At 45.5% G+C, this 25549-nt stretch carries 35 protein-coding genes; 17 read left to right on the top strand and 18 right to left on the bottom strand.

The window, feature by feature from the left end:
* Nucleotide 1 precedes the first annotated feature (1 nt).
* Nucleotides 2–1069: a lipopolysaccharide heptosyltransferase I gene (gene waaC, locus C2755_RS01380; protein ID WP_215321439.1), complete on the top strand. Its 1068-nt coding sequence runs from the start codon at nt 2–4 to the stop codon at nt 1067–1069.
* Here waaC and C2755_RS01385 read toward each other — a convergent pair.
* Nucleotides 1066–2691, bottom strand: coding sequence for a TolC family protein (locus C2755_RS01385; RefSeq protein ID WP_215321440.1), 1626 nt, complete (start codon nt 2689–2691; stop codon nt 1066–1068). The two genes, waaC and C2755_RS01385, sit on opposite strands and share 4 nt — an antisense overlap.
* 120 nt (nt 2692–2811) lie before the next feature.
* On the opposite strand from C2755_RS01385, the gene C2755_RS01390 reads away from it, so the two are divergent.
* The 4 genes from C2755_RS01390 to trmB are packed head-to-tail and all read left to right on the top strand — an operon-like array spanning nt 2812 to nt 5941.
* The gene (locus C2755_RS01390) at nt 2812–3657 is read left to right on the top strand and encodes an undecaprenyl-diphosphate phosphatase (RefSeq protein ID WP_215321441.1); all 846 of its coding nucleotides are present in this window, start codon (nt 2812–2814) and stop codon (nt 3655–3657) included.
* A 39-nt stretch (nt 3658–3696) separates the two neighbouring features.
* Nucleotides 3697–4161 (top strand): DUF2721 domain-containing protein, encoded by a 465-nt coding sequence (locus tag C2755_RS01395; protein ID WP_215321442.1) that lies wholly within the window; start codon nt 3697–3699, stop codon nt 4159–4161.
* A 35-nt stretch (nt 4162–4196) separates the two neighbouring features.
* A complete protein-coding gene (locus C2755_RS01400; RefSeq protein WP_215321443.1) occupies nt 4197–5132 on the top strand; it encodes a UDP-glucuronic acid decarboxylase family protein in 936 nt (311 codons plus the stop codon).
* Between the two features lie 2 nt (nt 5133–5134).
* Complete coding sequence (gene trmB / locus C2755_RS01405; protein WP_215321444.1) at nt 5135–5941, top strand: tRNA (guanosine(46)-N7)-methyltransferase TrmB; 807 nt, start codon at nt 5135–5137, stop codon at nt 5939–5941.
* A 24-nt stretch (nt 5942–5965) separates the two neighbouring features.
* On the opposite strand, the gene C2755_RS01410 is transcribed toward trmB, so the two are convergent.
* From C2755_RS01410 to ribBA, 4 genes are all read right to left on the bottom strand, one after another.
* Nucleotides 5966–7438, bottom strand: a complete 1473-nt coding sequence (locus tag C2755_RS01410; protein ID WP_215321445.1) for an NAD-dependent succinate-semialdehyde dehydrogenase — start codon at nt 7436–7438, stop codon at nt 5966–5968.
* A gap of 110 nt (nt 7439–7548) precedes the next feature.
* Entirely contained in the window at nt 7549–8058 is a 510-nt protein-coding gene (gene nusB, locus C2755_RS01415) for a transcription antitermination factor NusB (RefSeq protein ID WP_215321446.1), read from the bottom strand.
* Nucleotides 8059–8063: 5 nt separating this feature from the next.
* On the bottom strand, nt 8064–8579 hold the full coding sequence (gene ribH / locus C2755_RS01420; protein ID WP_215321447.1) for a 6,7-dimethyl-8-ribityllumazine synthase: 516 nt from the start codon (nt 8577–8579) through the stop codon (nt 8064–8066).
* 35 nt (nt 8580–8614) lie between these two features.
* Nucleotides 8615–9745, bottom strand: coding sequence for a bifunctional 3,4-dihydroxy-2-butanone-4-phosphate synthase/GTP cyclohydrolase II (gene ribBA, locus C2755_RS01425; RefSeq protein WP_215321448.1), 1131 nt, complete (start codon nt 9743–9745; stop codon nt 8615–8617).
* Nucleotides 9746–9867: 122 nt separating this feature from the next.
* Between ribBA and C2755_RS01430 the strand changes: the two genes are divergently transcribed.
* The 6 genes from C2755_RS01430 to C2755_RS01455 are packed head-to-tail and all read left to right on the top strand — an operon-like array spanning nt 9868 to nt 13419.
* Nucleotides 9868–10197, top strand: coding sequence for a hypothetical protein (locus tag C2755_RS01430; RefSeq protein WP_215321449.1), 330 nt, complete (start codon nt 9868–9870; stop codon nt 10195–10197).
* Complete coding sequence (locus C2755_RS01435; protein WP_215321450.1) at nt 10121–10786, top strand: hypothetical protein; 666 nt, start codon at nt 10121–10123, stop codon at nt 10784–10786. Before C2755_RS01430 ends, C2755_RS01435 begins: the two co-directional genes overlap by 77 nt.
* Nucleotides 10783–11112, top strand: a complete 330-nt coding sequence (locus tag C2755_RS01440; protein ID WP_215321451.1) for a hypothetical protein — start codon at nt 10783–10785, stop codon at nt 11110–11112. Before C2755_RS01435 ends, C2755_RS01440 begins: the two co-directional genes overlap by 4 nt.
* Before the next feature lie 4 nt (nt 11113–11116).
* Nucleotides 11117–11665, top strand: a complete 549-nt coding sequence (locus C2755_RS01445; RefSeq protein WP_215321452.1) for a GspH/FimT family pseudopilin — start codon at nt 11117–11119, stop codon at nt 11663–11665.
* A gap of 17 nt (nt 11666–11682) precedes the next feature.
* Nucleotides 11683–12798 (top strand): bifunctional diaminohydroxyphosphoribosylaminopyrimidine deaminase/5-amino-6-(5-phosphoribosylamino)uracil reductase RibD, encoded by a 1116-nt coding sequence (ribD, locus tag C2755_RS01450; protein ID WP_215321453.1) that lies wholly within the window; start codon nt 11683–11685, stop codon nt 12796–12798.
* Between the two features lie 9 nt (nt 12799–12807).
* Nucleotides 12808–13419, top strand: a complete 612-nt coding sequence (locus C2755_RS01455; protein ID WP_215321454.1) for a riboflavin synthase — start codon at nt 12808–12810, stop codon at nt 13417–13419.
* Here the strand turns inward: C2755_RS01455 and C2755_RS01460 are convergent.
* Nucleotides 13416–13661, bottom strand: a complete 246-nt coding sequence (locus C2755_RS01460) for a type II toxin-antitoxin system Phd/YefM family antitoxin (protein WP_215321455.1) — start codon at nt 13659–13661, stop codon at nt 13416–13418. The genes C2755_RS01455 and C2755_RS01460 overlap by 4 nt on opposite strands.
* Before the next feature lie 93 nt (nt 13662–13754).
* On the opposite strand from C2755_RS01460, the gene C2755_RS01465 reads away from it, so the two are divergent.
* Together C2755_RS01465 and C2755_RS01470 are read left to right on the top strand one after the other, a co-directional pair.
* A complete protein-coding gene (locus tag C2755_RS01465) occupies nt 13755–14060 on the top strand; it encodes a type II toxin-antitoxin system HigB family toxin (RefSeq protein WP_215321456.1) in 306 nt (101 codons plus the stop codon).
* On the top strand, nt 14057–14443 hold the full coding sequence (locus C2755_RS01470; RefSeq protein ID WP_215322249.1) for a type II toxin-antitoxin system HigA family antitoxin: 387 nt from the start codon (nt 14057–14059) through the stop codon (nt 14441–14443). The genes C2755_RS01465 and C2755_RS01470 overlap by 4 nt, the downstream gene beginning before the upstream one ends.
* A gap of 5 nt (nt 14444–14448) precedes the next feature.
* Here the strand turns inward: C2755_RS01470 and queC are convergent, their stop codons facing one another.
* From queC to tolQ, 7 genes are all read right to left on the bottom strand, one after another.
* Nucleotides 14449–15192, bottom strand: coding sequence for a 7-cyano-7-deazaguanine synthase QueC (queC, locus tag C2755_RS01475; protein WP_215321457.1), 744 nt, complete (start codon nt 15190–15192; stop codon nt 14449–14451).
* 10 nt (nt 15193–15202) lie between these two features.
* Nucleotides 15203–15934 carry a tol-pal system protein YbgF gene (gene ybgF / locus C2755_RS01480; protein WP_215321458.1) on the bottom strand — a complete coding sequence of 244 codons (732 nt, stop codon included), beginning with the start codon at nt 15932–15934 and terminating at the stop codon, nt 15203–15205.
* The gene (gene pal, locus C2755_RS01485; protein ID WP_215321459.1) at nt 15935–16435 is read right to left on the bottom strand and encodes a peptidoglycan-associated lipoprotein Pal; all 501 of its coding nucleotides are present in this window, start codon (nt 16433–16435) and stop codon (nt 15935–15937) included.
* Between the two features lie 142 nt (nt 16436–16577).
* Nucleotides 16578–17900, bottom strand: a complete 1323-nt coding sequence (tolB, locus tag C2755_RS01490) for a Tol-Pal system beta propeller repeat protein TolB (RefSeq protein WP_251368502.1) — start codon at nt 17898–17900, stop codon at nt 16578–16580.
* A 3-nt stretch (nt 17901–17903) separates the two neighbouring features.
* Complete coding sequence (locus tag C2755_RS01495) at nt 17904–18725, bottom strand: energy transducer TonB (RefSeq protein WP_215321460.1); 822 nt, start codon at nt 18723–18725, stop codon at nt 17904–17906.
* Between the two features lie 23 nt (nt 18726–18748).
* Entirely contained in the window at nt 18749–19168 is a 420-nt protein-coding gene (gene tolR / locus C2755_RS01500; protein WP_072583297.1) for a protein TolR, read from the bottom strand.
* A 23-nt stretch (nt 19169–19191) separates the two neighbouring features.
* Nucleotides 19192–19848 (bottom strand): protein TolQ, encoded by a 657-nt coding sequence (gene tolQ / locus C2755_RS01505; protein WP_215321461.1) that lies wholly within the window; start codon nt 19846–19848, stop codon nt 19192–19194.
* A 76-nt stretch (nt 19849–19924) separates the two neighbouring features.
* On the opposite strand from tolQ, the gene glyA reads away from it, so the two are divergent.
* Together glyA and nrdR are read left to right on the top strand one after the other, a co-directional pair.
* Nucleotides 19925–21169, top strand: coding sequence for a serine hydroxymethyltransferase (gene glyA / locus C2755_RS01510; protein ID WP_215321462.1), 1245 nt, complete (start codon nt 19925–19927; stop codon nt 21167–21169).
* A gap of 39 nt (nt 21170–21208) precedes the next feature.
* Nucleotides 21209–21655: a transcriptional regulator NrdR gene (gene nrdR / locus C2755_RS01515; RefSeq protein WP_215321463.1), complete on the top strand. Its 447-nt coding sequence runs from the start codon at nt 21209–21211 to the stop codon at nt 21653–21655.
* A gap of 3 nt (nt 21656–21658) precedes the next feature.
* Here nrdR and C2755_RS01520 read toward each other — a convergent pair whose 3' ends face one another.
* Nucleotides 21659–21799 carry a hypothetical protein gene (locus tag C2755_RS01520; protein WP_215321464.1) on the bottom strand — a complete coding sequence of 47 codons (141 nt, stop codon included), beginning with the start codon at nt 21797–21799 and terminating at the stop codon, nt 21659–21661.
* A gap of 145 nt (nt 21800–21944) precedes the next feature.
* On the opposite strand from C2755_RS01520, the gene C2755_RS01525 reads away from it, so the two are divergent.
* Nucleotides 21945–22247: a type II toxin-antitoxin system RelE/ParE family toxin gene (locus C2755_RS01525; protein ID WP_215321465.1), complete on the top strand. Its 303-nt coding sequence runs from the start codon at nt 21945–21947 to the stop codon at nt 22245–22247.
* The gene (locus C2755_RS01530; RefSeq protein ID WP_215321466.1) at nt 22248–22550 is read left to right on the top strand and encodes an addiction module antidote protein; all 303 of its coding nucleotides are present in this window, start codon (nt 22248–22250) and stop codon (nt 22548–22550) included. It begins immediately after the preceding gene.
* Nucleotides 22551–22608: 58 nt separating this feature from the next.
* Here C2755_RS01530 and adk read toward each other — a convergent pair whose 3' ends face one another.
* From adk to lpxK, 4 genes are all read right to left on the bottom strand, one after another.
* Complete coding sequence (gene adk / locus C2755_RS01535) at nt 22609–23274, bottom strand: adenylate kinase (protein ID WP_215321467.1); 666 nt, start codon at nt 23272–23274, stop codon at nt 22609–22611.
* Between the two features lie 124 nt (nt 23275–23398).
* Nucleotides 23399–24163, bottom strand: a complete 765-nt coding sequence (kdsB, locus tag C2755_RS01540; protein WP_215321468.1) for a 3-deoxy-manno-octulosonate cytidylyltransferase — start codon at nt 24161–24163, stop codon at nt 23399–23401.
* Between the two features lie 21 nt (nt 24164–24184).
* A complete protein-coding gene (locus C2755_RS01545) occupies nt 24185–24364 on the bottom strand; it encodes a Trm112 family protein (protein ID WP_215321469.1) in 180 nt (59 codons plus the stop codon).
* Nucleotides 24365–24436: 72 nt separating this feature from the next.
* Nucleotides 24437–25528 (bottom strand): tetraacyldisaccharide 4'-kinase, encoded by a 1092-nt coding sequence (gene lpxK, locus C2755_RS01550; protein ID WP_215321470.1) that lies wholly within the window; start codon nt 25526–25528, stop codon nt 24437–24439.
* Nucleotides 25529–25549: the final 21 nt, after the last annotated feature.

Here is a 25549-nt window from a genome sequence, read left to right on the forward strand (position 1 = left end):
AATGAGTGATTTATCTTCGACCTACTCAAAGGGTCTCCCGTCCAATCCCAAGATTTTGTTGGTAAAGCTTTCCTCCTTAGGGGATGTGCTGCACAACTTACCGATTGTTTGGGATCTTCGTAGACGTTTGCCTCATGCGCAAATTGATTGGGTAGTTGAAGAGGGTTATGTTCATTTGCTTGAACCACTTCTCAGTAAAAATGGCTTTAGCGGAATTGATCGCATCATTCCATTTGGTTTACGTCGCTGGAAAAAGAATTTATTTAAGCTCTCTACTTGGCAGCAGTTTTTTGCATTCAAAAAAGAGCTTCAGGCAAATTCTTACGATGTGATTATTGAGACTCAGGGCCTGCTTAAATCAGCCATTGTTTGTGCTCTAGCTAAAAAGAGTTCAAACGCTGTGATTTCAGGGCTCGCCAATGCAACAGAATTTTCCGGGTATGAGCCGATTGCCCGATTGTTTTATAACCAGTCTGTGCAAGTCCCAATGCAATGTCATGCAGTAGATCGTTCGCGCTGGGTTACGTGCTCGGCTTTTGATTGGCCCTTAGTTGATCGCACTATTGCGCCTCAGTTTTATCCAAAGGATTACGTTGATTCTCTGAGCGTCAATTCAGGTGAGGTCTTAAAAGAATTAAAGTCACCTTATGTCTTGTGTTTTCATTCGACTGCTAGACAAGCTAAGCGTTGGTCCAATGAACATTGGATTTCTTTGGGCAATGAGCTAGCTAGTAGTGGTTATCAGATTGTGCTCCCCTGGGGCAATGCGGCCGAGCAAGCTGTGAGCAAGGAAATTGCTTTGCACGTTCCGAATGCCTTGGTGCCACCAGCATTTTCAATTCAGGAAGCTTTTTCGGTGATCGCAGGTGCCGCACTGACAGTGGGTGTTGATACGGGCCTCACACATCTTGCAGCTGTTTTAGGTAAACCTACAGTAGAAATTTATTGTGATTCACCAAGATGGAAGACCGAAGGTTACTGGTCTAACAATATTCGCAATGTGGGTGATATTCAATCGCCGCCACAGGTGGCAGAAGTCATTGAAGCTTCTTTAAGTTTGCTGAATTAACGCAATAAAGAATTAATTGCGATTAAATCCTCGTCAGACAAGGTTGAGGCACTTGCTTTAAGCTTGAGCGCATTTAAAACTGTGCTGTAGCGCGCTTGTTGTAACTGAGAGCGTGTGGTAAATAAGGTATCGACCGCAATCAATACGTCGATATTAATTAAGGTCCCAACCTGAAAGCCTAGGCGGCTTGATTCCACAGCAGATTCTGCAGATCTCTCAGCAGCTTCATAGGCTTTAACGCTGGCTAAACCACCATAGAAGCCAGTGAACGCAGCACGCGTATTTTGAGCCGCAGTACGTCTCGCATTGTCATAATTGGCTTTTGCTGTATCTACTAATGCAGCATTCTGTCGAATGACGGAGCTATTGAACCCGCCTGACACCAATGGAATGGTCATCTGCAAGGAAAGGGTATTGTTATAAACATTGGTCTGTGAAGGCGAGTAATTATTTGGCGTGCCGTTGGAGGTGTTATAGCCGGAGGTGCCCACTAAATTGACTGAGGGATAGTTCAAGGCCTGAGCAGCGCGATAAGTACTTTCGGATAAGGTCACTGATAACTGGCTTGCTAATACCTTGAAATTTGCAGCTTCTGTTTGATTAATCCAGTCATCTAAAGTTTGGCCAGGTGGCAGTATCGGATTGACGTTATCCACCAGCGGAGCGCTTTTGTTTTCTTTGCTTTTGCTACGCGGATCTTTCAGTACACCATCAATTTTGGCTGCTTTAACCAAGGGTTTGAGTGGACCAACTGGGTGGCCTACTAATTGCTCTAGAACCCCCTTTTTTACAACTAAATCTGCTTGCGCAGCAATTTCTTGGGAGGTAGTAAGGTCGTAGCTAGCTTGGGCTGTATTGACATCCACAATAGTTGCAAGGCCTGCGTCAAACTTGGCTTGAGCAATATCTAGCTGTTGCTTAATCAGATCCTTCTTATTGCGATAGAGTGCTACATTGTCTTGGCTTGTCAGTGCATCAAAGTAAGCTTGTGAAACTCTCAGAATAAGGTCTTGCTGTGCTTGAAAGAAATTCATATCAGCAATCTTGGTATTCAAATCGCCTTGCTTAAAGGCCTCGAGGGCTGCTACGTTAAAAACAGGCTGTGTGAGAGTGACGGTATAGCTTTTTTGATCAAATACACGAGAGTTGCCTGCACCTGTTGAGACTACTGTTGTCCCAGCTCCATGTTGATAGTAGCGTGTACCACCAGGCGTTGCATTCGCTTGCGGGAGCAATAGAGAGAGGCCTTGCCAGTAGAGTTCTTTGCTGGCTTGATAGTTAAAGCGTGCAGCATTCAACACCGGATCACTAAATGCAGCATCTTGATAGAGTTGAATGAGGTCGTTAAATTGAGTCTTGTTATCGCTAGACTTGCTATTTCCCAGGTAGGATGGAGTTGCGTTATCCGGTAATGCGGTTTTATTGGGTAGCGGGGCTATCTGTGGTGGTTGCTCCAGCCCAATCAGGGTAGATGCACTCATGGGGGTGGGCAAAGCAGGTCTTGCGGCTGCAGTGGGGCTTTGGGCTAATGCCTGAAATGACCATGTGCCAAGACCGAGTGATTGACTTAGGATCAAACCAAAGGCGGTAAGTCTAGAAAGTCTAAAGCGGGATGGGGTCATGTAATTCAGATACTTTTCAATGTGCCATGCAGTTTAAGGCTAATTTATTCAAAATGCTTATTTAGACACTATTTTGCCAAATCCTCTGAGTTGTCTCTATATACCTATAAAATTTGGTCTATGGATCTAATCTTGTTACTAAAAGCAGTCATTCTGGGGGTGGTCGAGGGATTAACGGAGTTTTTGCCGATATCCAGTACCGGGCATCTGATATTGGTCGGAGATTTGCTCGACTTTAATAATGATCAAGGCAAAGCCTTTGAGGTCATTATTCAGTTTGGCGCCATTTTGGCGGTTTGCTGGGAGTTTCGTCAAAAGCTCATCAAAGTTGCTACCTCTTTTACCGGTAGCGCTATTGCACGACGCTTTGTATTCAATCTCTTGATTGCCTCAATTCCGGCTATGGGTCTGGGATTCTTATTTGGCAAGCATATTAAGGCAGTGTTGTTTTCCCCGATTCCAGTAGCTGGCGCATTCATTGTGGGGGCACTCATTATTTTTTGGGCAGAACGTCGCCAACAAAACCGGGCTGATGTATCTAGTCACATTAAATCAGTAGATGACCTCACTCCTTTGGATGCACTCAAAGTCGGATTGGCGCAATGTGCTGCATTGATTCCGGGGACATCGCGTTCGGGCGCAACCATTATTGGCGGCATGTTGTTTGGACTGCCTCGTGCTGTAGCAACAGAGTTTTCATTCTTCTTGGCCATCCCAGTCATTGGCGGTGCCACTGCTTATGAGCTCCTTAAGCTCTGGAAAGCGCCGGTAGCCTTCTCTGGAGAATTTACTCTCGCTACTATTGTGGGTTTTATTGCTGCGTTTATTTCAGCATTTGTTTGTGTGCGCTGGTTAATTCATTATGTAGCTCACCATAACTTCATTCCGTTTGCCTGGTATCGCATCGCATTTGGATTGCTAGTGTTATTTACTGCTTACAGCGGGTTGATTGCTTGGTCTCACTGATCTAACCAACGTCCTTCATCAAAATAAACGGAATTAAATATGGATGTATCAATAGACGCAATTACTAATAATATTCAGCTGGCACTTGCCCCTGTATTTTTACTAACGGCTGTAGCAACTTTGATTAATGCGATTTCAGGACGCTTAGCCCGCTCGGTCGACCGTATGCGTGCAATCCGACACTCCATTAATTTGGGTGAGGTAAAAGATACGGCAATACTGCGGCACATGAATAAAGAGGCTGATGAGGCCCAAATTAGAGGCCGCCTTTGTACCGCTGCCATCTTTTTTGATGTCCTCAGTGGCGTGTTTATTTCCTTAACAGTGCTCGAATTATTCTTTTTTCAGGCGGGCGCGGTGCGTTCTTTACAGACATCTTATGTCATTTGGACATTTGTATTGGGGCTCATCTTTTTTATGACATCTTTATCCATTGTTCTGGCAGAGGTTGTTTATGCCTATCGCTCGGCGGGTTGGAATACCCCAAAAAAGACTAATAGCTAACGCATTTAAATATCCTTTTTTAAAAAAGACTAACTATGAACAAAATCCTCATCACCGGCGGCGCTGGCTTTTTGGGATCTCACTTAACTGAGAAACTCCTCAAAGAGGGTAATGATGTTTTGGTTGTTGATAACTATTTCACAGGCACTAAAGAGAACTTAGCGCATTTATTACCTAATTCTCGTTTAGAACTTATGCGTCATGATGTCACCTTTCCGCTCTATGTAGAAACGGATCAAATCTACAATCTTGCTTGCCCAGCATCTCCGGTGCACTATCAATACGATCCAGTACAAACCACCAAAACGAGTGTGCATGGCGCCATTAATATGCTCGGACTTGCCAAAAGAACCAGAGCCCGTATCTTGCAAGCTTCAACTAGTGAGGTATATGGCGACCCCGAAGTCCATCCACAGCCAGAAGAGTACTGGGGTAAGGTTAATCCGATTGGTATTCGCTCTTGCTATGACGAAGGCAAACGCTGTGCTGAAACCCTGTTCTTTGATTATTATCGTCAGCACAACTTAGATATCAAGGTCGTACGCATCTTTAATACCTATGGCCCACGCATGCACCCCAATGATGGCCGTGTAGTGAGTAACTTCATTGTTCAAGCATTGCAAGGCAAAGACATCACGATTTATGGTGATGGTCAGCAAACCAGAAGTTTTTGCTATGTTGATGACTTAATCGATGCCATGGTCAAAATGATGAACTCAGAACAAGGCTTCACGGGACCCGTAAACATTGGCAACCCAGGTGAGTTCACTATGCTTCAATTAGCTGAGACGATTCTGAAGTTATCAGGTAGTAAATCTAAGATCGTTTATCAGTCACTACCTTCGGATGATCCTAAGCAGCGCCAGCCCAATATCGAATTAGCAAAAGCTAAGCTCGGTTGGCAGCCTAAGGTCAACTTAGAAGATGGTCTTAAAGAGACGATTGCTTACTTTAAGAAAGTTGTGGGCTAGTAGTGGTTGAAAATAGCACTGTATCTGGGAAACGCTTTGATGAGCGAATTCGCTCCTTTGTTTTAAGGGCCGGAAGAACTACCGCTGGTCAACAACGCGCAATTGAGGAATTAGGCCCTCAGTTTTTACTGCCTTATCAAGCGTCTAATCTCAATTTAATCGAAGCATTTAACGGCTCAACTAAACCAAAGATATTGGAAATTGGTTTTGGCATGGGTGAGACGACTGCCAAGATTGCAGATCTCAGAACAGAAGATGATTTTTTAGCAATTGAAGTTCATCCCCCTGGCGTTGGTGCCTTGCTTAAGCTCATTGGCGAAAACAATCTTACCAATCTCAGGCTAATACGTCATGATGCTGTTGAGGTTTTAGAGAACATGCTTGCACCAAATTCTTTGGATGGGATTCATATTTACTTTGCTGATCCTTGGCATAAGAAGCGTCATCAAAAACGTCGTTTAATCCAGGCTGAGTTCGTAAAGCTTTTGGTTTCCAGATTAAAGCCTGGTGCTTATTTGCATCTAGCAACCGATTGGCACAACTATGCTGAGCAAATGCTCTTGGTTCTGAATGCTGAAACTACTTTAGAAAATACTTCTCGCGAATTAATGAAAGTGGAAACTTTCACTGCTGACGATATTGCTAAGCCCGGTGAGGTTTGCAATGAATTCAAGCCCACTCCTGAACAGCTCAATGCCGAGCATCAGGGTTATGTCGTGCGCCCAGACTATCGCCCAGTAACGAAGTTTGAAAACCGTGGCATCAAGCTGGGCCACGGTGTTTGGGACTTGGTTTACAGGAAAAAATAAACCAAGAGCATTAAATACTGAAGCTTATAAGCCTACGCAGACGTATTTCATCTCAAGGTATTCATCCATTCCGTAGGCGCTGCCTTCACGTCCCAGTCCGGATTGCTTGATACCACCAAAGGGAGCAACCTCGTTAGAGATTAATCCAGTATTAACACCCACCATGCCGTACTCCAAGGCTTCAGCCACTTTCCACACGCGACCAATATCACGACTATAAAAATACGATGCTAGGCCAAATTGACTACTATTGGCTAACTTTATGACTTCTTCATCATTCTCAAAAGGAATGATCGGCGCTATCGGGCCAAAGGTCTCTTCATAAGTAATCAACATTTGACTATTTACGTTGGCTAAAATAGTTGGCTCATAAAAGTTCTTACCTTCAATAGATTGCTTACCACCAGTGATCAGCTTGGCGCCTTTACTTAATGCATCAGCAACATGCTTTTGCACTTTTTCAAGGGCGGCAGTTTCAATTAAAGGGCCTTGAGTAATGCCAGCTTCCATGCCATTACCGACCTTAATGATGGCTAGTGCTTTCGCAAATTTCTCAACAAACTGATCATGTACCTTTTTATGAACATAAAAACGGTTTGCGCATACACAAGTTTGCCCAGAGTTTCTAAATTTAGAAGCCATAGCGCCACTGACTGCAGCATCGATATCTGCATCTTCAAAGACGATAAACGGTGCGTGTCCACCCAACTCAAGGGCAAGCTTCTTAACGGTGGGGGCGCATTGCTCCATCAGGATTCGGCCCACTTCTGTGGATCCTGTGAAAGATAAATGGCGCACTGTTGGTGAGGAGCAAAGTGCTTTACCAACCACAATAGATTGAGTTGCATCAGCGGTCACGATATTAATTACCCCATCCGGAATGCCGGCGCGCTTCGCAAGTTCAGCTAGGGCTAAGGCAGATAGTGGTGTTAATTCAGCGGGCTTAATCACGATGGTGCATCCTGCCGCTAATGCAGGTGCAATCTTGCGCGTGATCATCGCAATCGGAAAGTTCCATGGCGTAATAGCTACGCATACACCAATCGGCTGCTTTAAGACCATGAGGCGCTTGTCACTCCAGGTCGTTCCCAGAATGGAGCCTTCTACACGTTTCGCTTCTTCAGCAAACCACTCTACAAATGAGGCGCCATAAACCACTTCACCAGCAGCTTCACTGAGAGGCTTGCCTTGCTCAAGCGTCATGAGCTTTGCAAGATCTTGTGTATTTTCAATAATGAGGTCAAACCACTTGCGCATGATGTGCGCCCGCTCTTTGGCTAATTTGCTGCGCCATGCTGGAAGTGCTTTTTCAGCTGCGGAGATAGCGAGCTCAGCATCTTTGGTTTCTAGATTGGCTACCGTTGCAATGGTCTCATCGGTGGCGGGATTGGAAACGGCAAAGGTATTTGCGGAGCCAATCCATTGACCATCAATAAAAGCCTCTTCTCTAAAGAGACTGGAATCTTTCAGTTGACTACGAATGTCTACTTTTTGCATGTTGTCTGACCTCGGTATAGATTTAGGTCATTTTATCCCTCAATAAATAAAATAGCCTCCAAGCTCTAAGGGCCTGAAGGCTGGATGCTTTACCACTGTTTAGGAAGTGTTTAGCCTGCCTGAGTCTCGGTAGCGCGGAGCTTCTGGGCGAGTAGATCTAGTACGCCATTGACATATTTATGGCCGTCTGTGCCGCCAAAGGTTTTGGCAAGCTCGACTGCTTCGTTGATTGCTACTTTATAAGGCACGGAAAGGTCGACAGCTAGCTCATAGGCGCCAATCAGTAAAGCGGCATGCTCAACTGGTGAGAGCTCATTAATTGGGCGATCTAGTGCCGGAGTAATAATGGCCTCCAACTCATCAGTGCGAGCTAGTACACCATCAAAAATACCTTGAAAAAGCTCGAGTTGGCAGCGACGGAACGCGGGATCTTCAGCAAGCTGCTTAGCAATGGCAGCACCATTGGGAATGCTGCCAGCACGACGCATGACTAGGCTTTGATAAACGCCTTGGAGGGCATATTCACGAGCGCGACGACGTGGTGTTAATGAGCGCTTTGGAGCTGGCTTCACTTCCTTACTAGCTTGTGGGTTCAGTGGGTTTTGGCTAGATGTGGTCATGCGAATTATTCTTCTTCACTCGAGTTGATTTCGATATCAATATCAGGAGTTAATGCCAAGGCTAAATTTGCCATCTCCACTACTGCTTGAGCACATTCTGCGCCTTTTACTTGAACACGGACTTGAGCTTGCTCATCAGTGTCGCAAGTGAGTACGCCATTGGCGATTGGTAATCCAGAGTCAATTGAGATACGAGTGATGCCGGAAGCGGATTCATTGGATACTAATTCGAAGTGATAGGTCTCACCGCGGATAACAGCACCTAGAGCCACTAAGCCATCAAACTCACCAGTCTCTGCCATTTTTTGAAGGGCAAACGGAATTTCTAGTGCGCCAGGAACGGTAACCAATTTAATATCTGCTTGAGAAACCCCAAGAGAAATCAATTCATTGATGCAGGCATTAGTTAAGGCAACACAATGATCTTCATTAAAGCGGGCTTGCACAACACCAATGCGGAGATCTTGACCGTTGAGATCAGCTTCTAATACACCTACAAAATCATTAGTGGAACTCGTCATATCAATCTTTAAAAATATTTAGGCTTTAATGGAATTTAAGAAGTGTACGGCTTGTAACCCGTAACTTCGAGCTTATAACCAGATAGGCTAGGCACAGGGCTTGGATTTGCAAGCAAGCACATTTTGCCAACGCCGATATCTTTCAAGATTTGGGCGCCGATACCGTAGCTTCTGAAATCAGTTTTTCTGGCCAACGGTTTCTTGGCTTCTTCATGGGATTGATTCAGTTTCTGGAACTGTGCCAACCAATCTTGGTCGTTCGGAGCAGCGATCCCAGAGGCATTGAGGAGTACCGCAACGCCAGTAGGGGCAGAAGCAAGTTCTTCCAACGCTTTGGCTAGCGGCCATGAATGGGTGCTGACGTTGGAGTCCAGGAAATCCAAAACAGTGACCGGCTCATGCACGCGCACTAAGGTTTCTTGAGCTTCAGAAGGCTTGCCATGCACTAATGCAATATGAATGCATGAGCTAGGAGTATCGCGATAAACAATCCCTTGGAATTTTCCCCAAGGGGTAATGAATTCACGAGTACCTTCACGAACCACAATACTTTCATGTTGGCTACGGTATTGAATGAGATCTGCAATGCTGCCAATTTTTAATTGATGCTCTTTTGCAAATTCCAAAAGATCTGGAAGACGTGCCATGCTGCCATCGTCTTTCATAATTTCACAAATCACGGAAGTCGGTGAGCATCCAGCCATTGCTGCTAAGTCGCAGCCCGCTTCAGTATGTCCTGAGCGAATAAGTACACCACCAGGCTGTGCCATCAATGGAAAAATATGGCCAGGCTGAACTAAATCACTGGGCTTGGCGTTTGGAGCCACGGCAGTTTTAATTGTAAGTGCGCGATCAGCTGCTGAAATACCAGTAGTCACTCCGCTGGCTGCTTCAATAGAGACTGTGAAATTCGTTCCCATTGATGTGCCGTTATCACGAACCATCAAAGGAAGATTCAGTTGTTGGCAACGCTCGCGTGTCAGGGTTAAGCAAATCAATCCACGGCCATGTTTTGCCATGAAATTCACGGCCTCAGCTGTAACGTGATCGGCGGCCAGAACTAAATCGCCCTCGTTTTCACGATCTTCTTCATCGACGAGGATCACCATTTTGCCGGCGCTAAGCTCAGCAATAATTTCTTCGGTGGAGGCAAGGGTATTTGGCATAGCGCTCTATTTTAAGCTCAGGAGCCCTTTACAGTGCTGTCCCACCTTAATATCCCGTGTTTCTGACAGCAAGAGCCTTAGATGTGAGTTTCAGTTCACAAGACTGCCTTTGAAAATGGGCGATGCCTCCTAAAAAGACCTCCAACCCAGCATACGGACCTATGAATTGCCGGGGATTTATTTTGTTAGAGGTTTTGGTGGCCATGAGCATGATTTTGGGGGTCTGGATGGCATCGGCGGGTGTTTATCAGCGCCTGGCCTTAACCCTGACTCAACAAGAGAGCAAAAGAGCGCAACTTAGAAAGGATTCAGATGCTTTTGAAATGCAGGAGCAAAGCAGGATCAATCTCAATCTACCCAATAAAGCTTTAAGTTATGAGTCTACTCGAATGTCTGGTCGGGATCGCTCTGTGCGCATTGCTACTCAACCCACTATTAAAAACAAGCGCTGATTTGGTAATCAAGCAAATTGAGTATGAAAAATCACAAGCGCTAATTTCAGAAGCAGATCGTGCATTTGAATTAATTGGCCGAGCTATTCGTATAGCGGGTTATCGAAATATTCAAGACGCTCAAATCCTAAGTCAGAAGTCAAGACAAAAAATAAGGCATCAAAAAAATGATAGCTCATTGCTTCAGGTCGAAAAAAGATCGGGATTCCGAGGATCGGATTCACTGATCATTCGTCATGAATTATCCGCTAGTACAGATTTTGATTGCATTGGAAATGTACTGACTCAAGATCGCACCAAAAATAATTTGGCCATGCAAGGATTCTTGGTGGATCGTCAGGCAGGTATTCCAAAAGGCAAAAAAGTCAATGGTGGTTCGCTAATTTGTCAGTCACTCGATCGCCAGGGCCGCATACAAAATACCACCTTAATGAATGGAGTCAATAGTCTTCTGATAGAAGAGTTGAGCCTCTCTGAAGCCCAGCAATCATCGGTGTTAAGGCTTTTTAAGGTCAAGCTACAAATGACTGATGGGGCTAAGCTCAACTTGGATCTCGAGCGCACTTTTGCGACGAGGAATTTCTTATGATTTTGGCTTGGGTGATATCGCTGCTATTGCTCTGTTCATCTCTCATAGCGTATTTGGAGAGGCTGAGTGCATTACGCATCGTAGAAGTAAAAACAATGGAAGCATCTCAGAAACATTTTATTGCTGCTGAAAAATCGGTCTTAGACTGTGAGAAAAATTTAACCGCTCTTGCTAATCTCGAAGAGAATACTTGTTTTATTCAATCAGTAGGAAAAAATCGTTGGTTGATTTCCAGTAAAGAAAAGCCAGCGATTCAGATTGGTGTTGTGATTGATGAAACAAATGGCACAGTAACTCGCATTAACTGGCGACATATATTTGAATAACTTAATGCTAGATTCAAAATCCGGATTTAGTCTCTTGGAGTTAATGGCTGTGGTTTTGCTCATTGCCATTGTTGCGATGATGACCATGCCTTTATTGCAAGAACAAATTGCCGCACGAGAAATCGAAACTATCGCTCGAAGGTTTATTGCTCATGCGCACTTTGCTCGTCAGCAAGCTTTGTATTTAGGGCAACCCGTGCGCCTTGCGCCTATTGCTGACGATCGATGGGAGTCGGGGTGGGTAGTTAAAAGCGGCTGCATCGGTAAGGCAGTCAAATCAGGTTGTATTGAAAAGTCTTGGTTTTTGCAGGGAGGCATCGACCCCATTTACTTTAAGGGCGGAGGTAAGCAATTTATTGATCCCAATTCTGGCAAGAAGAGCATTCTGTTTAATGCCGCCGGTGCGGCAAAAACGGCTCAAGGCGGGTTTGTGGCCAATCGATTGATCCTGGGTCACAGCAGGGCTCCCGACTTGGAGCGCCAAATGATTTTGGGAAGTGGAGGTCGCTGGCGCATCTGCGACCCCGCTAGAGATACTAAGCGCTGCCATTGAATGGTTTAATAGACCCTATGTACAGCGCAGTTGACCACCAGTTTATGAGTAAGGCTTTAGCCGAGGCTCAAAAAGCACTTTATTTATCGAACCCTAATCCTAGAGTGGGTTGTGTCATTGTTAAAGATGACAAAGTTATTGGTAAGGGCTTTACTCAGAAGGTAGGCAGTGCTCATGCTGAGATACAAGCCCTAGCGAATGCCAAATCACTCGGAAATGATCCTGCGGGATCAACCATCTATGTAACGCTGGAGCCCTGCAGTCATACTGGGCGAACTCCCCCATGCGTTGATGCATTGATTGCTGCAAAACCGAAAGCCATATTTGTGGCAATGTCTGATCCCAATCCTTTGGTTGGTGGCAAGGGCTTAGAAAAACTAAAAACTGCAGGCATCGTAGTACATTGCGGATTAATGGAAGCCGAAGCGCATGCATTAAATCCTGGATTTATTTCACGCATGACTCGAGGTTTGCCTTGGGTGCGCATGAAAATTGCTGCAAGTCTCGATGGTAAGACGGCTTTACCGGATGGCCGTAGTCAGTGGATCACCGGACCGCTTGCAAGAGCTGATGGCCATCATTGGCGTGCACAAGCATGTGCCATTGTGACTGGTGTAGGAACTGTTAAAGAAGACGATCCCACTCTGAATGTGCGGGATGTTCAAACTGAGCGTCAACCTTGGCGCATCATCGTTGATTCCAAATTAGAAACGCCGCCGGCAGCAAAGATTCTCAACAACATTGATCAATCAGGCGTCATCATTGTTTGTGCAAGTCTTGATGGCCCAGAGATGCAGCAAAAAGCCAAAGCATTTACTGCGCGCGGTATCGAAGTTATTGCCATGGCTAATCCATCTGGCAAAGTAGATCTGCCAAAGCTATTCTCGTATTTAGCCAAAGAGCGTGAGATGAATGAAATTCATATAGAGGCAGGCTTTAAGCTCAATGGATCTTTACTCAGAGAAAACTGTGTAGACGAGCTGCTGCTCTACTACGCCCCATTCTTGATGGGTGAGGGTATTGGTATGGCTAATGTTGCGCCACTAAATTCCTTGAATGACAGAGAACAGTGGCAAGTCATTGATCACAGTCTCTTTGGCTCCGATCTTCGACTACGCTTAATAAAGAACTAAAATTACCCTATGTTTACTGGAATCATTACTGCTGTTGGTCAAATTAAGAGCGCTCAAGCAAAGGGCGATGGCTTGCATTTAATTATCGAGGTTCCATCTGGCTATTTGGATGATGTTGCCTTGGGTGACAGCATTGCCATTCAAGGTGCTTGCATGACAGCTACCCAGTTAACCAGCGATTCTTTTGCCTTGGATATCTCTCGTGAGTCTCTGAATAAAACGATTGGTCTTGATAAGGTCGGTCCAGTCAACCTCGAAAAGGCCATGCGTTTAAATGATCGCCTAGGCGGACATTTAGTGAGTGGGCACGTAGATGGTGTTGGCAAGGTTGCGCACTTTTCTCAAGTGGCTAATGACGCTTATGGTTCTTGGTTGCTGCGTATTGAAGCTCCAAAAGAACTGGCGCAATACTTGGCTTACAAAGGATCTATTGTTGTGAATGGTGTATCGCTCACAGTCAATCAGACCGAAGACTCAGCAACTTCTTGCGTCATTGATATCAATATTATTCCCCACACCTTGGAAAACACTACCCTGGGCAATCTCAAGCAAGGTGATGCGGTAAATCTTGAGGTGGATTTAATTGCGCGCTATATAGCTAGAATGCTTAATAAGACTTAAATCTTTACTTTTATAGTTTTGCCACCCCTACGAGCCTTGATAGTTTTTATTAGCGAGGCATCATCAATAAAATCAAGTATCACTTCATATGCCTTAGCTGACAAAAGATAAGCCTTAGGTTTGTTACTATTTAAGATGGCCATAGGTAGATCGTCTGCATTACCAATAATCTTCTTAGGATTGCGTTTTAGCTCAGCCATGCTGACTGTGGTTTTGATGCGAAGTATGTCTGCAATATCCATGTGACTTGTAATTTTAAATCGCTTAAATCTTAATTGGCATAGGGTTATATGACCCCACTTGCAATAGTCCCATTTTGGGACTAAGATTAATGTGTGCGAATAATAGCCAGAAAACACCTAACAAATTTTTGGCGTATTCATCCCGATGCCGAGCAGCCACTTAAAGCTTGGTATGACGAGGTGGCGCATGCAAATTGGAAAAGGCCGCAAGATATAAAGAATAAGTATCGAAATGCGAGTTTTATTGCAGGTAATAGAGTTGTCTTTAATATCAAAGGAAATGCCTACCGTTTGGTGGTGGCAGTTGCTTATAGTTTTGGGGCGGTATATGTGAAATTTATTGGTAGCCATGCTGCATACGATCAAATTGATGCTTACACAGTGCAGTTGGAGGAATAATGAAAGAATTAAAACCCATTCGTAACAAGCTTGAATACAAGGATGCCCTAGCCCAGGCGTCTTACTATTTTGATCATGAGCCAAAACCTGGGACTAAGGATGGAGATAGGTTTGAGATCCTCTTAATGCTCATTGAGTCTTATGAGAACAAGCACTATGCGATTCTTCCACCAGACCCAATTGAGGCAATTAAATTCAGAATGGAACAATCCGACTTGAGTCCAAAGGATTTGCAGCCGATGATCGGTGGCCTAAATCGCGTATATGAAATATTAAATCGCAAACGCCCCCTTACACTGAAGATGATTTGGAAGTTGCACTCTATGTTGGGGATCCCTGCTGATAGTTTGATTCAGCAGGATGATGAGCTGCGCGCAGCCTAATACGTTTAATATTTTTTTTGGTAGCGAGTAGGATCGCCCACATTGGCTTGCTTAAAGCCAGCCTGTCTTAGGCGGCAAGACTCACATTCTCCGCAGGCTTCACCCAAATCATTTGCCTGGTAGCAAGAGACTGTTTGAGAATAATCTACACCTAGCGTACTTCCTAGTTGAATGATTTCACCTTTAGTAAGGCTAATGATAGGTGCGTGCACTCTAAAACGATTTGCATCATTTATGGCTTCTACGCCTGCTTTAGTGGCTAGGTTGGCCATATGTTCAAAAGAGGCAACGTATTCAGGGCGGCAATCAGGATAACCGGAGTAATCCACCGAATTAGCGCCGTAGAAAATATCAAGACCACCCAATGACTCTGCCCAACCTAAGGCAAGTGACAGCAAAATCGTATTGCGTGCTGGCACGTAGGTAATGGGAATTTCTTGATCTTTGCCGGGAGTGGTTGGGACTGCAATCGAGGCATCAGTTAAAGCAGAGCCCCCAAAGCGAGTGAGGTCTAGATTAACCACTTCGTGTCTTGCTACTCCAATTTGCTTGGCAATATGTTTGGCCGCTGCCAATTCAGATGAATGACGCTGACCATATCCTACGGATAGGGCATACGGCGTATACCCAAGGTCTTTCGCAAGGGCGAGCACAGTTGTTGAGTCTAGCCCACCCGAAAACAGAATGACTGCTGGAGCGCCGGCTTTACGGGGCGCTAGAGATTCGAATGCGGCAGAAAGCTTAGACATGGATAATCAGTTACTTGGTGCTAGTAATGAGTTGCTGCGCATCTTTAGCTGCATCAGTGTCTGGGTACTTAGCAATAATTTCGCTAAATGTTTTTTTAGCCGCTGCCTTGTTGCCGCTTTCTAATTGCGAGTTACCCAAAGTCACCATTGCCGCAGGAACGCGTGGATGATTTGGGTAGCGTTTAATTAAACTTTGTAATTGGGCGATGGCACCAGCATATTCTTTATTGGCATATTTGCTATTACCACTCCAGTAGAGGGCAAGCGGCAAGTAAGGGCTTTTTGGATACTTGGCAGTGAATGCAGCAAAGCTATCGTCAGCTTTCTTCAGATTACCCGCCTGAAAGGCCTTTAATGCATCGTCGTAGGCTTTTTTCTCGCCAGGTTGCACTGTTCCAGAGACGCCTTCAATTGTTACGGTGCGAGGCTCAAAATTACCCAAGCGAGTATCGAGATCTTGGTAGTAAGTTTTCTGACTATTGTTAATGTCTTCGCCTTGCTTCTCAAGCTCTTCAACCTTGCCACGCAGCTCTGCATTCTCAGTTTTGAGTTTGTCGATTTGACCCTGTAACTCAAGCTGGGTGGTCGCTAGAGACTTGCGCAGATCCAGGATGGCTTTACGTGCCTCGTCATCGGAGAAGAGGGCCCAGGCGCTATTAGATGCGCCTAAACAAATGAGTGCAGCACTTAAACAAAACGCTCGTGAGAGCGTTTGTTTTACTGAGTATGAAAGCATCTTCATTTAGTTGGTGATGTAAACAATGTCAGCGCGGCGATTTTCTGCCCAAGCTGCTTCAGTGTCACCTTCTGCTTTTGGCTTTTCTTTGCCAAAGCTCACTGCTTCCATTTGGTCGTCAGAAACGCCCATCAAGTTCAATGATTTACGTACAGCATCAGAACGACGTTGGCCAAGTGCCAAGTTGTATTCAGCTGTGCCGCGTTCATCAGTGTTGCCCTGAATAATGACTTTCTGCTTTGGATTGGCTTTTAAGTAGCTTGCGTGAGCAGACAGCATTTTTTGGTATTTAGTTTGAACGGTGTATTCATCAAAGCCAAAGTAAACACTCTTTTCAAAGAGTGGACTGCTCGGGTCATTCCATGGCTGTGAGCCAAATTTGCCACTGCCGCTACCATTAGCGCCATCAGTGTCATCTAGCTTGACGCTGGAGCATGCTGCCATCAAAAATGCCGCGGCACCAATCAGGGCGAATGTCGCTGCGCGACGTGCGATAGAAATCTTCATGAATTTTCCTTTTTCCTACGAGCTAAATCTATAAATAAATCAATAGACAATATTATGCCCCTAAGAACATCAAAAGTGACTATTTCAACCCCTAAAAAAGGGTTTAGATGCAGTTAAGGCTTGGTTCAGACCTACCTAAGACTCAGTCCATGAATGGGCTCCAGGACGGCTGACGTACATCAGATCCGGGAATGCTCAATACCTGTTTGGAGTTGCCATCGACTGAAACGGCGGCGAGTACTCGTTTGCCACCGACTTTGGTGGAGTAGAGAACATAGCGGCCGTTGGCAGCAAAGGAAGGGGATTCATCACTAGTGCCATCGGTAAGCGCCTGAGTATCGCCAGTAGCCAAGTTCAGAATGTAGAGGCGATATGCGCCACCAATATTGGCGATGTAAGCTAAATATTTGCCATCTGGTGAGATGCGAGGTGAGGTTACAAAACCTTGTTTGAAGGTAATGCGTTTGACGCCTTCAGCTTGTTCGCCATCAGCACTCATGCGATAGATTTGTGGGTTGCCACCGCGATCGCTAGTGAAGTAGATGTAGCGACCATCAGCAGAATATTGCGGCTCGGTATCAATCGTGTTGCCACGAGTTAAACGATGCAAACCCGTGCCATCTGCATTGATGCCGTAGATCTGTGTATTACCATCTTTAGACAATGAGATCGCTAATTTCTTGCCATCGGGTGACCACGCTGGTGCGCTGTTATTACCCTTTTGATTTGAAAGAGAAATGCGACGACCGGTTGCTAGTTCATGAACATAAATCACCGGCTTACGATCTTCAAAAGAAACGTACGCTACTTTCTTGCCATCGGGTGACCATGATGGAGAAATAATCGGCTCACCACTGTTCATAGCATTGCGAATGTTCTGACCGTCTGCATCAGATATCACCAGGCGATAGCGCTTACCATCCTTAATGACATAGGAGAGACGGGTGGAGAACACGCCACGCTCACCCAATAATTTAAAGATGATGTCATCAGCAATTTTATGGGCAACTGCACGCAAGTTATCGCTGCTTGAGTTGAGATTTAGACCGCCCAGGCTTTGAGATTTGCGAACATCAAATAATTTGTAATGAATGTCAAATTGATTGTTGCCAGTCTGTACGACTGATCCAACTACTAATGCATCAGCGCCACGTGCTGCCCAAGATTTGTAGTTGGGGGTACCATCATCGCTCTCAACAGCATTACCGTTCTCAGTATTTTTAAAGTAACCGCTGCGAGCTAAATCTTGGCGAATAATTTCAGTAACGCTAGTGGGTAATTTGTTCTCATCTTTAAAGCGCATTACCGCGATTGGGTAAAGTGATTGACCTACGCCAGTGATTTCAATATTCATCTGCGCAAGCGCAGGAGTTGCAAAGCTGATACATAAAGCAATACCAATCAAGCTAAAAGAATTTAGTTTTGAGGTCAGTTTCTGTATCTGTCTTTTTGCTAATTGCAACATGCATTAATCCTTGGGTTTAAAAGTCAGTTTTACTTCGCGTTGAGGAATTTTGCCATTGTCGTCTTTTGGCAAACTCTCTGCGCGAGAAAGTGCGAGGAGTACGGCACGGTCCCAGCCGGTATTACCGCTAGAGGATTGAATACTGGTACTCAAAATAGCCCCGTCTGGAGCAAGATTGACCAGAATCACCGCTGCAGGGTTGCCACTCACGGATTCAGGGTTAAAGACAATCAATGGCTTGACCTTCTTAATGACTTTGTCGGTCCAGCCTGGGGGCGCATTGCCTCCGCCGCCAACACCACTTCCAACCGTACCACCACTACCGCCTTCGGCACCAGCTGCAGCACGTAAACGCGCTAATTGATCAGAACGTGCTTTTTCTGCAGCGGCATTGGCTTTAGTTTCTGCAGGAGATTGGGCTTTAGGGGCTTCTACTTTTTTCGGTGGATCTTCCTTCTTCGGCTTTTCCTTCTCCTTCGGTGGAGGAGGTTTCACTGGCTTTGGCTTCTCTTTCACCACTTCTTTTTTGGGAGGTTCTTTATCTACCTTCTTTTTCTTGATGGCGATATCAGCAGCCTCTTCTTTCACTTCTGTTTTGAGTTCTGGCTCAGGTGGAGATTCTACTTGTGGAGCGGAGTCCCAGAGCTCAACCTCAACACCAGAAGAGGTGGTGTTGTTCCAGCTAATCCCAATCATTAAAAAAGCAAGCAGACCTAAATGCGCGATGAGTGAAAAAGTAAAGGCGCGCTTGGTACTTTCTTCTTTCGTAAAACGTCCTCGCTTGAATTGCGAGAGGGGTGACTGAAAAGAGTGTGCGCTATTCATGAGCAGCTATGATGGCCAGAGTCTTACTGGGTCTTGACCGCAAGGCCAACGCGCTTCACGCCATTCTCTTTGAGCTTGGACATCACTTCCATCACTGTTTCATACTTAATGGATTTATCCGCAGCAATCACAATCGGTTGATCGGCAGATTTTTCTGCCTGAGATCTGGCAAAAGCACCAAGCTCAAATTTATTAAGTGTTTGCGTGGGGTCTCCATCTTTGCGCACGATGACATTCTCGTTGGCATCAATCGTTAGAAAGACTGGCGGTAGTGATTGCACTTTGGCGCCACCAACAGTGGGTAAGTTGACAACGCCGGGGTTGACCATTGGTGCGGTGACCATAAAAATTACGAGCAATACCAACATGACGTCGATGTAGGGAACGACGTTAATGTCAGACATTGCCCGACGTTTGTTTTTACGCAATGAAGAACCAGCCATAATTTTTTCGCTTATGAATCCAATTAACGTCCAGCAGTTTGACGCTGCAAGATGTTGGTGAACTCTTCAATGAAAGTTTCAAAGCGAATGGAGAGGCGGTCTACATCAGTTGCTGCGCGGTTGTAAGCAACTACTGCTGGAATCGCAGCAAACAAACCAATCGCTGTAGCGATCAATGCTTCTGCGATACCGGGAGCCACTGCAGAAAGGGTCGCGTTTTGCACGTTAGCCAAACCGCGGAAGGAGTGCATGATGCCCCAAACGGTGCCAAAGAGGCCGATATAGGGGGAGACTGAGCCTACGGATGCCAAGAAGGGTAGATTGGCTTCTAGGAGGTCCATTTCACGTTGGTAGGTGGCTTTCATGGCGCGACGGGCAGCGTCAATCTCACGACCTTTTGCAAATTCTTGCATCCCAGCCTCGAAAATATGCTCTAGGACCGCGTCATTGCGGTTATTGCGCTGGGCCGCCTCTAGGAGGGTATTGAGGTCTCCACCGGCCCAAAAGTCACGCTCAAAGCGCTCGGTATCCTGGCGGACCCCACGTAAAACAGCGGTTTTCTTAAAAATAATGGTCCAAGAGGCCACGGACATGCTGAGTAATAACAACATTACCAGCTGTACTAATAGGCTGGCATTGAGGACTAGGGAGAGGAATGAGAGGTCTTGTGTAGAGGTCATGGTGGATTTTGTATGATGTAGGTTGATTTTACTAAGTTAATTCACTCAGCAATCCAACTTTTTCAGGATTATCACCATGTTTGACCGTCAAAACACTTTAGCCAAAACCGACCCCCAGTTATGGGCAGCCATTCAGAACGAAAATAAGCGTCAGGAAGACCATATTGAGCTGATTGCTTCTGAGAACTACACCTCACCAGCGGTAATGGAGGCTCAAGGCTCTCAGTTGACCAATAAGTACGCTGAAGGCTATCCAGGCAAGCGCTATTACGGCGGTTGTGAATTCGTGGACGTGGCTGAGCAATTAGCGATCGATCGCGTCAAAGCATTATTTGGTGCTGAAGCAGCAAACGTACAACCGCATTGCGGCGCATCTGCCAACCAAGCTGTGTTCTTGGCTTTCTTAAAACCAGGCGATACCTTCATGGGTATGAGTCTTGCTGAAGGCGGTCACTTGACCCACGGCATGGCGTTGAACATGAGCGGCAAATGGTTTAATCCGATCGCTTACGGCCTTGATAAAAACGAAGAGATTGATTACGAGCAAATGGAACGTCTCGCTCGTGAGCACAAACCAAAATTGATTATTGCTGGCGCCTCCGCTTACTCTCTAAAAATAGATTTCGAGCGCATTGGTAAATTAGCCAAGGAAGTGGGCGCAATTTTTATGGTCGATATGGCTCACTATGCTGGCTTGATAGCTGCGGGTGTTTATCCAAACCCAGTTCCCCATGCAGACATCGTTACCTCCACAACGCACAAGAGCTTGCGTGGCCCCCGTGGCGGCATTATTTTGATGAAGGCTGAGCATGAGAAGGCGATTAACTCTGCAGTGTTCCCAGGCTTACAGGGTGGTCCTTTGATGCATGTGATAGCCGGTAAGGCGGCAGCATTTAAAGAGGCACAGGAGCCGAGTTTTATTGATTACCAAAAACAAGTTGTTGCGAATGCAAAAGTACTTGCTGAGACTTTAATTGCACGTGGCTTACGTATCGTTTCTGGCGGAACAGATTCTCATGTGATGTTGGTGGATCTGCGTGCCAAGAAAATGACCGGTAAAGAGGCTGAGCGTGTTTTAGGTGAAGCGCACATCACTTGCAATAAGAACGGCATTCCAAATGATCCAGAAAAACCAATGGTGACCAGCGGCATTCGTTTGGGTTCACCAGCAATGACTACGCGTGGATTTAAAGAAGCAGAAGCAAAACAAGTTGGAAACTTTATTGCGGATGTTTTAGATAATCCAACTGATCCTGAGAACATTGCTAAAGTGCGTGCTCAAGTTTCTGAGCTCACGAAGCGTTTCCCAGTTTACGGTTAAGCAAACAATCAGCAACCCAACTAAGAAAAGAAGAGCTCATTGCGCTGCCCTTTTTGCCATAACGAAGATACCCAGGTTTTAGATACCCGGGTATCGGACGAAGGCGATACCATTCGCCGTCGTCGCCGTTGTGCCAAGTGCGATAAGCGCTTTACTACTTATGAGCGTGTGGAATTGGTACTACCGGCTATCGTTAAGAAAAATGGTAGCCGCGTTGAATACAGCCATGACAAGTTGGCTAGCTCAATTAAGTTAGCCTTACGTAAGCGTCCAGTCTCTTCAGACTCCGTAGATGAATCGATCGCACGTATCGAAGAAAAGCTTCTTAGTCTTGGTGAAAAAGAGATCCCGAGCGAGCGCGTGGGTGAGCTAGTAATGCGCGAACTCAAGCGCCTAGACAAGGTAGCTTATATCCGCTTTGCTTCGGTTTACCGAAGCTTTGCGGACATTGAGTCTTTTGAGAGCGCTTTAAAAGAGTTGAAATAAATCTTAAGATTTTTCTTGTTTTGATGTGGTTGCGCTGACACTTTTTACTTCCTTAGTGCGATTTTCTATATTTTTCAGGGATTCCCATAGCTCAGCCGCACTTAGCGCACCGCTTTGATGTAGGCCGTCTAAGGTTTCGATCATCTCGACGAAAATTCTCTCCCTCATTTTTATATTTGTCTTGGTGTGAATTTAGCATCGAGAACTCGTCTTTAAAAGTTTTCTAAATGGCTATTTCCATTGAGTGGTCTTTAAATGTATACTGTAATCGATTGGTTACAATTGATGTATGTATGAAATCGATAAAACAGTTGAATTTGAACTCTGGCTTAGCTCTATTCGCGACCCTTTAACTCGAGGTAGATTGTTGGCAAGGTTGCGCAGAGTTGCTTTAGGGAATTTGGGGGACGTTGCTTCAATATCTGAGTCAAACGGGATTTGGGAGATGCGTGAGCATTTTGGTGCTGGCTGGAGAATGTATTACTTAAGGCGCGGAAGGGTAGTTATCTTAATGTTGGGCGGTGGTTCTAAAGCAACTCAAAATGCTGATATTAGAAAAGTTAAGCAAATGCTTCTGGCGATGGAGGATTAAATGAAAAAGACAAAAAAAATAAAAATAAAAGATATATCTAAATTTGATGTCGTAGATTACTTAAAAACCGATGCAGATATTGCTGGATACTTGACAGCTGTACTAGAAGATGGCGATCCCGCTTTATTTGTAGCTGCTATTGGCGACATTGCCAGAGCAAAGGGAATGAGCGACATTGCTAAAAAGAGCGGCGTTACTAGAGAGTCCCTTTATAGAGCTTTAAAAATTGAGGCGCGACCACGTTTTGAGACTGTGACTAGAGTCATACATGCGTTAGGCATGAGATTAACTGTTCATGCATAAATAAATATGGACTGCAATGCAGTCCATATTTACATCCAAAAATTGCGAAAGCAATTAATTATTTCAATTGAGCAAAAATAGAAGCAGTAATGTCATCAACACTACCAGTGCCGTTTACCTTGCGATAGGCTGGCGCTTTCACTTTGTCCGCTGAGTTAGCTTGTGCTGCCCAAGAAGAGTAGTACTCAACTAATGGACGGGTTTGATCGTCATACACCTGCAGACGCTTGCGAACTGTTTCTTCTTTGTCGTCATCACGCTGGATTAAATCTTCGCCAGTGACATCATCTTTTCCAGCCACTTTTGGTGGGTTGTATTTGATGTGATAGGTACGACCAGAAGCTGGATGAACACGACGTCCGCCCATGCGATCGATGATGGCATCAAATGGCACATCGATTTCTAAAACGTAATCAATCGGAACGCCAGCATCTTTCATGGCTTGTGCTTGAGGAATCGTTCTTGGGAAGCCATCAAACAAATAGCCCTTACTGCAATCGGGTTGAGTTAGACGATCTTTAACGAGGCCGATGATGATGTCATCAGAAACTAGGCCGCCCGCATCCATAATCTTTTTAGCGGCAACGCCGAGTTCAGTTCCTGCTTTCACAGCAGCGCGCAACATATCGCCAGTGGAAATTTGTGGAATAGCGAACTTTTCGCAAATGAACTGAGCTTGTGTGCCTTTTCCAGCACCTGGTGCACCGAGCAGAATCAACCGCATTGTTTTCCCCTTAGAAGAGCTGTCATTGTCCCGTATTTTGTCGGGATCTTAGATACCTATTGCCTAGGATTATCCCCGAGAAGTTGCAAGCTACTGAGGTTTTGGCTTTTAGCCTTAGGTTGGCCTAGGAGCGAGCTAGCATCTGCCGCACTCTTTCCAGGTCCTCTGGGGTATCGACGCCAGCCGGTGGAGCTTCTGAGGCGATATGAACTGCTATGCGATAACCATTCCAGAGGGCGCGCAGCTGCTCTAGGGCTTCAGCTTGCTCTGGAGGAGCTGGCTCTAGACGGGTATAGGCCTGTAAAAAGTCAGCTCTATAGGCATAGATCCCCAGATGGCGTAAATGATCTGTTTTTTGATCGACTTGCGGATCCCTCACAAATGGAATAGGTGCTCTAGAAAAATAGAGCGCCTCGCCAGCGCGATTGAGAACGACTTTCACAACATTGGGATTATTGATCTCTGTGGCATCGGTAATGGGTACAGCAACTGTGGAGATGGCGCACTCTTGATGCTCTGCCAAAGTGCTAGCAACTTGATTAATCAATTCCGGCGGAATGAGTGGCTCATCACCCTGCACATTCACAATCAATGCATTACTGGGTAATTTAAGTAGCTGCGCAACCTCTGCAATACGATCGGTTCCGGTTGGATGATCTGCGCTAGTCAGTAAACACTCAATGCGGTACTCATCACAAGCCGCTTGTATTTCTGGTGAATCAGTTGCCACTACAACGCTGTGCGCAAGTGATTGCTTGGCGCGCTCTGCAACCCGAATGACCATGGGTTTGCCACCAATGTCAGCTAGAGGTTTTCGAGGCAAGCGAGTAGATCCCAACCTAGCGGGAATTACTACTAAAAAATCTGCAGCCTTTGAGTCAGCGTCCATTAAAAAATGATTTTTATTAAATTAAGCGATTTCATCAGCGCTAAGGCTGCGCGCTTCTTCCACCAGCATTACCGGCACATCATCCCGAATGGGGTAAGCCAAGCGGTCAGCTTTGCAAATGAGTTCATGTTTCTCGGCATTTAAATGCAATTGGCTTTTGCATAAAGGGCAAACCAAAATATCGAGCAGTCGTTTATCCATGATTTCTTTGCAGTGATCTAAATGAAGAGTTTAAATATATGAGGACACAGTGTAGTGCTATGTACGCTAAACCTACAAGGTATAGCGATAAGGATTAGGTCTTTGCAGGATAGATTGGAGCCAGTCAGCCAGGCTATCCGGAAGGGCAAGAGTCATTGGCACTACCCAAATACGTTCATCTGTAATCGTGGTGCATTTCACGGCATCTTTTTCGGTGATGAGGATGCATTGCGCGTTGATCTTCTCAAAGAACTCAGGGGTATAGGTCGCATGATCAGGCAAAGGAATCGATTTAGCGGCAATGCCCTGTTTGAGTAGATCGTCAAAAAAGCGTTGTGGATTACCCAAGGCAGCAACAGCAGTAATTTTGTTTGGTAGATAGCTATCCGCAATTTGAACAAGCGTCTGCGTATTGGTGGGATTGATTAATTGGTAGGCATTACCTAAATGACCCAAGAGTGAAAATGCGCGACGCCCTAAAAAGTATTCATCCTGGGGGCCAAGCTTAGTTTCAATATCCTTTGTTTTTCCAGTAAAAAGGGTAGCATCGCGTTCGCGTGTCGCTGGTTCACGCAAAGGACCGGCGGGCAGCAAAAAGCGATTGCCTTCGCCGCGTCCATCACGCACTACGAATTCGATATCACGACCACCTTCGCGAGCAGGCCAGCGGGCTAAGCCGCTATGTTGCAAGCCATCATCACTAATGATGACGTTTACATTGGGCGAATGCTTGAGCAAGGCCCCAATAGTTCTTTGACGTTTTGGAAAAACCCAAATCGGAAATTGATCGTGCGTACGTTTTGCAATCAAGACTGGTTCATCGCCAACTAAAGCAGGATCAGAATTGCCGTGTACTTGTAAGGGTGCTGTTTGTGAAGAGGAGCCATAGCCTCTACTGATAATGCCGGGCCTCCATCCAAGTTGCTGTAAGCGTTCTGCTAAAGCAATCACGATAGGCGTCTTGCCAGTGCCGCCTACGCGGATATTGCCCACAATAATCACCGGTACTGGAGCAGGCTTTTGTTTTACTAAGCCCGTATCCAGAATTAACTTACGCATACGCACCACTAGGCCATAAAGCCAAGAGAGTGGCCATAGCAATAAGCTTGTAGGACCACGTCTTTCCCAGAACTTAGGTGCTTTACGGGAAAAAGAAAAGGACATGAAGAATATTTTTCTTTGTTC

The sequence above is a fragment of the Polynucleobacter sp. MWH-S4W17 genome (assembly GCF_018687535.1).
In the GTDB taxonomy this organism is placed as follows: domain Bacteria; phylum Pseudomonadota; class Gammaproteobacteria; order Burkholderiales; family Burkholderiaceae; genus Polynucleobacter.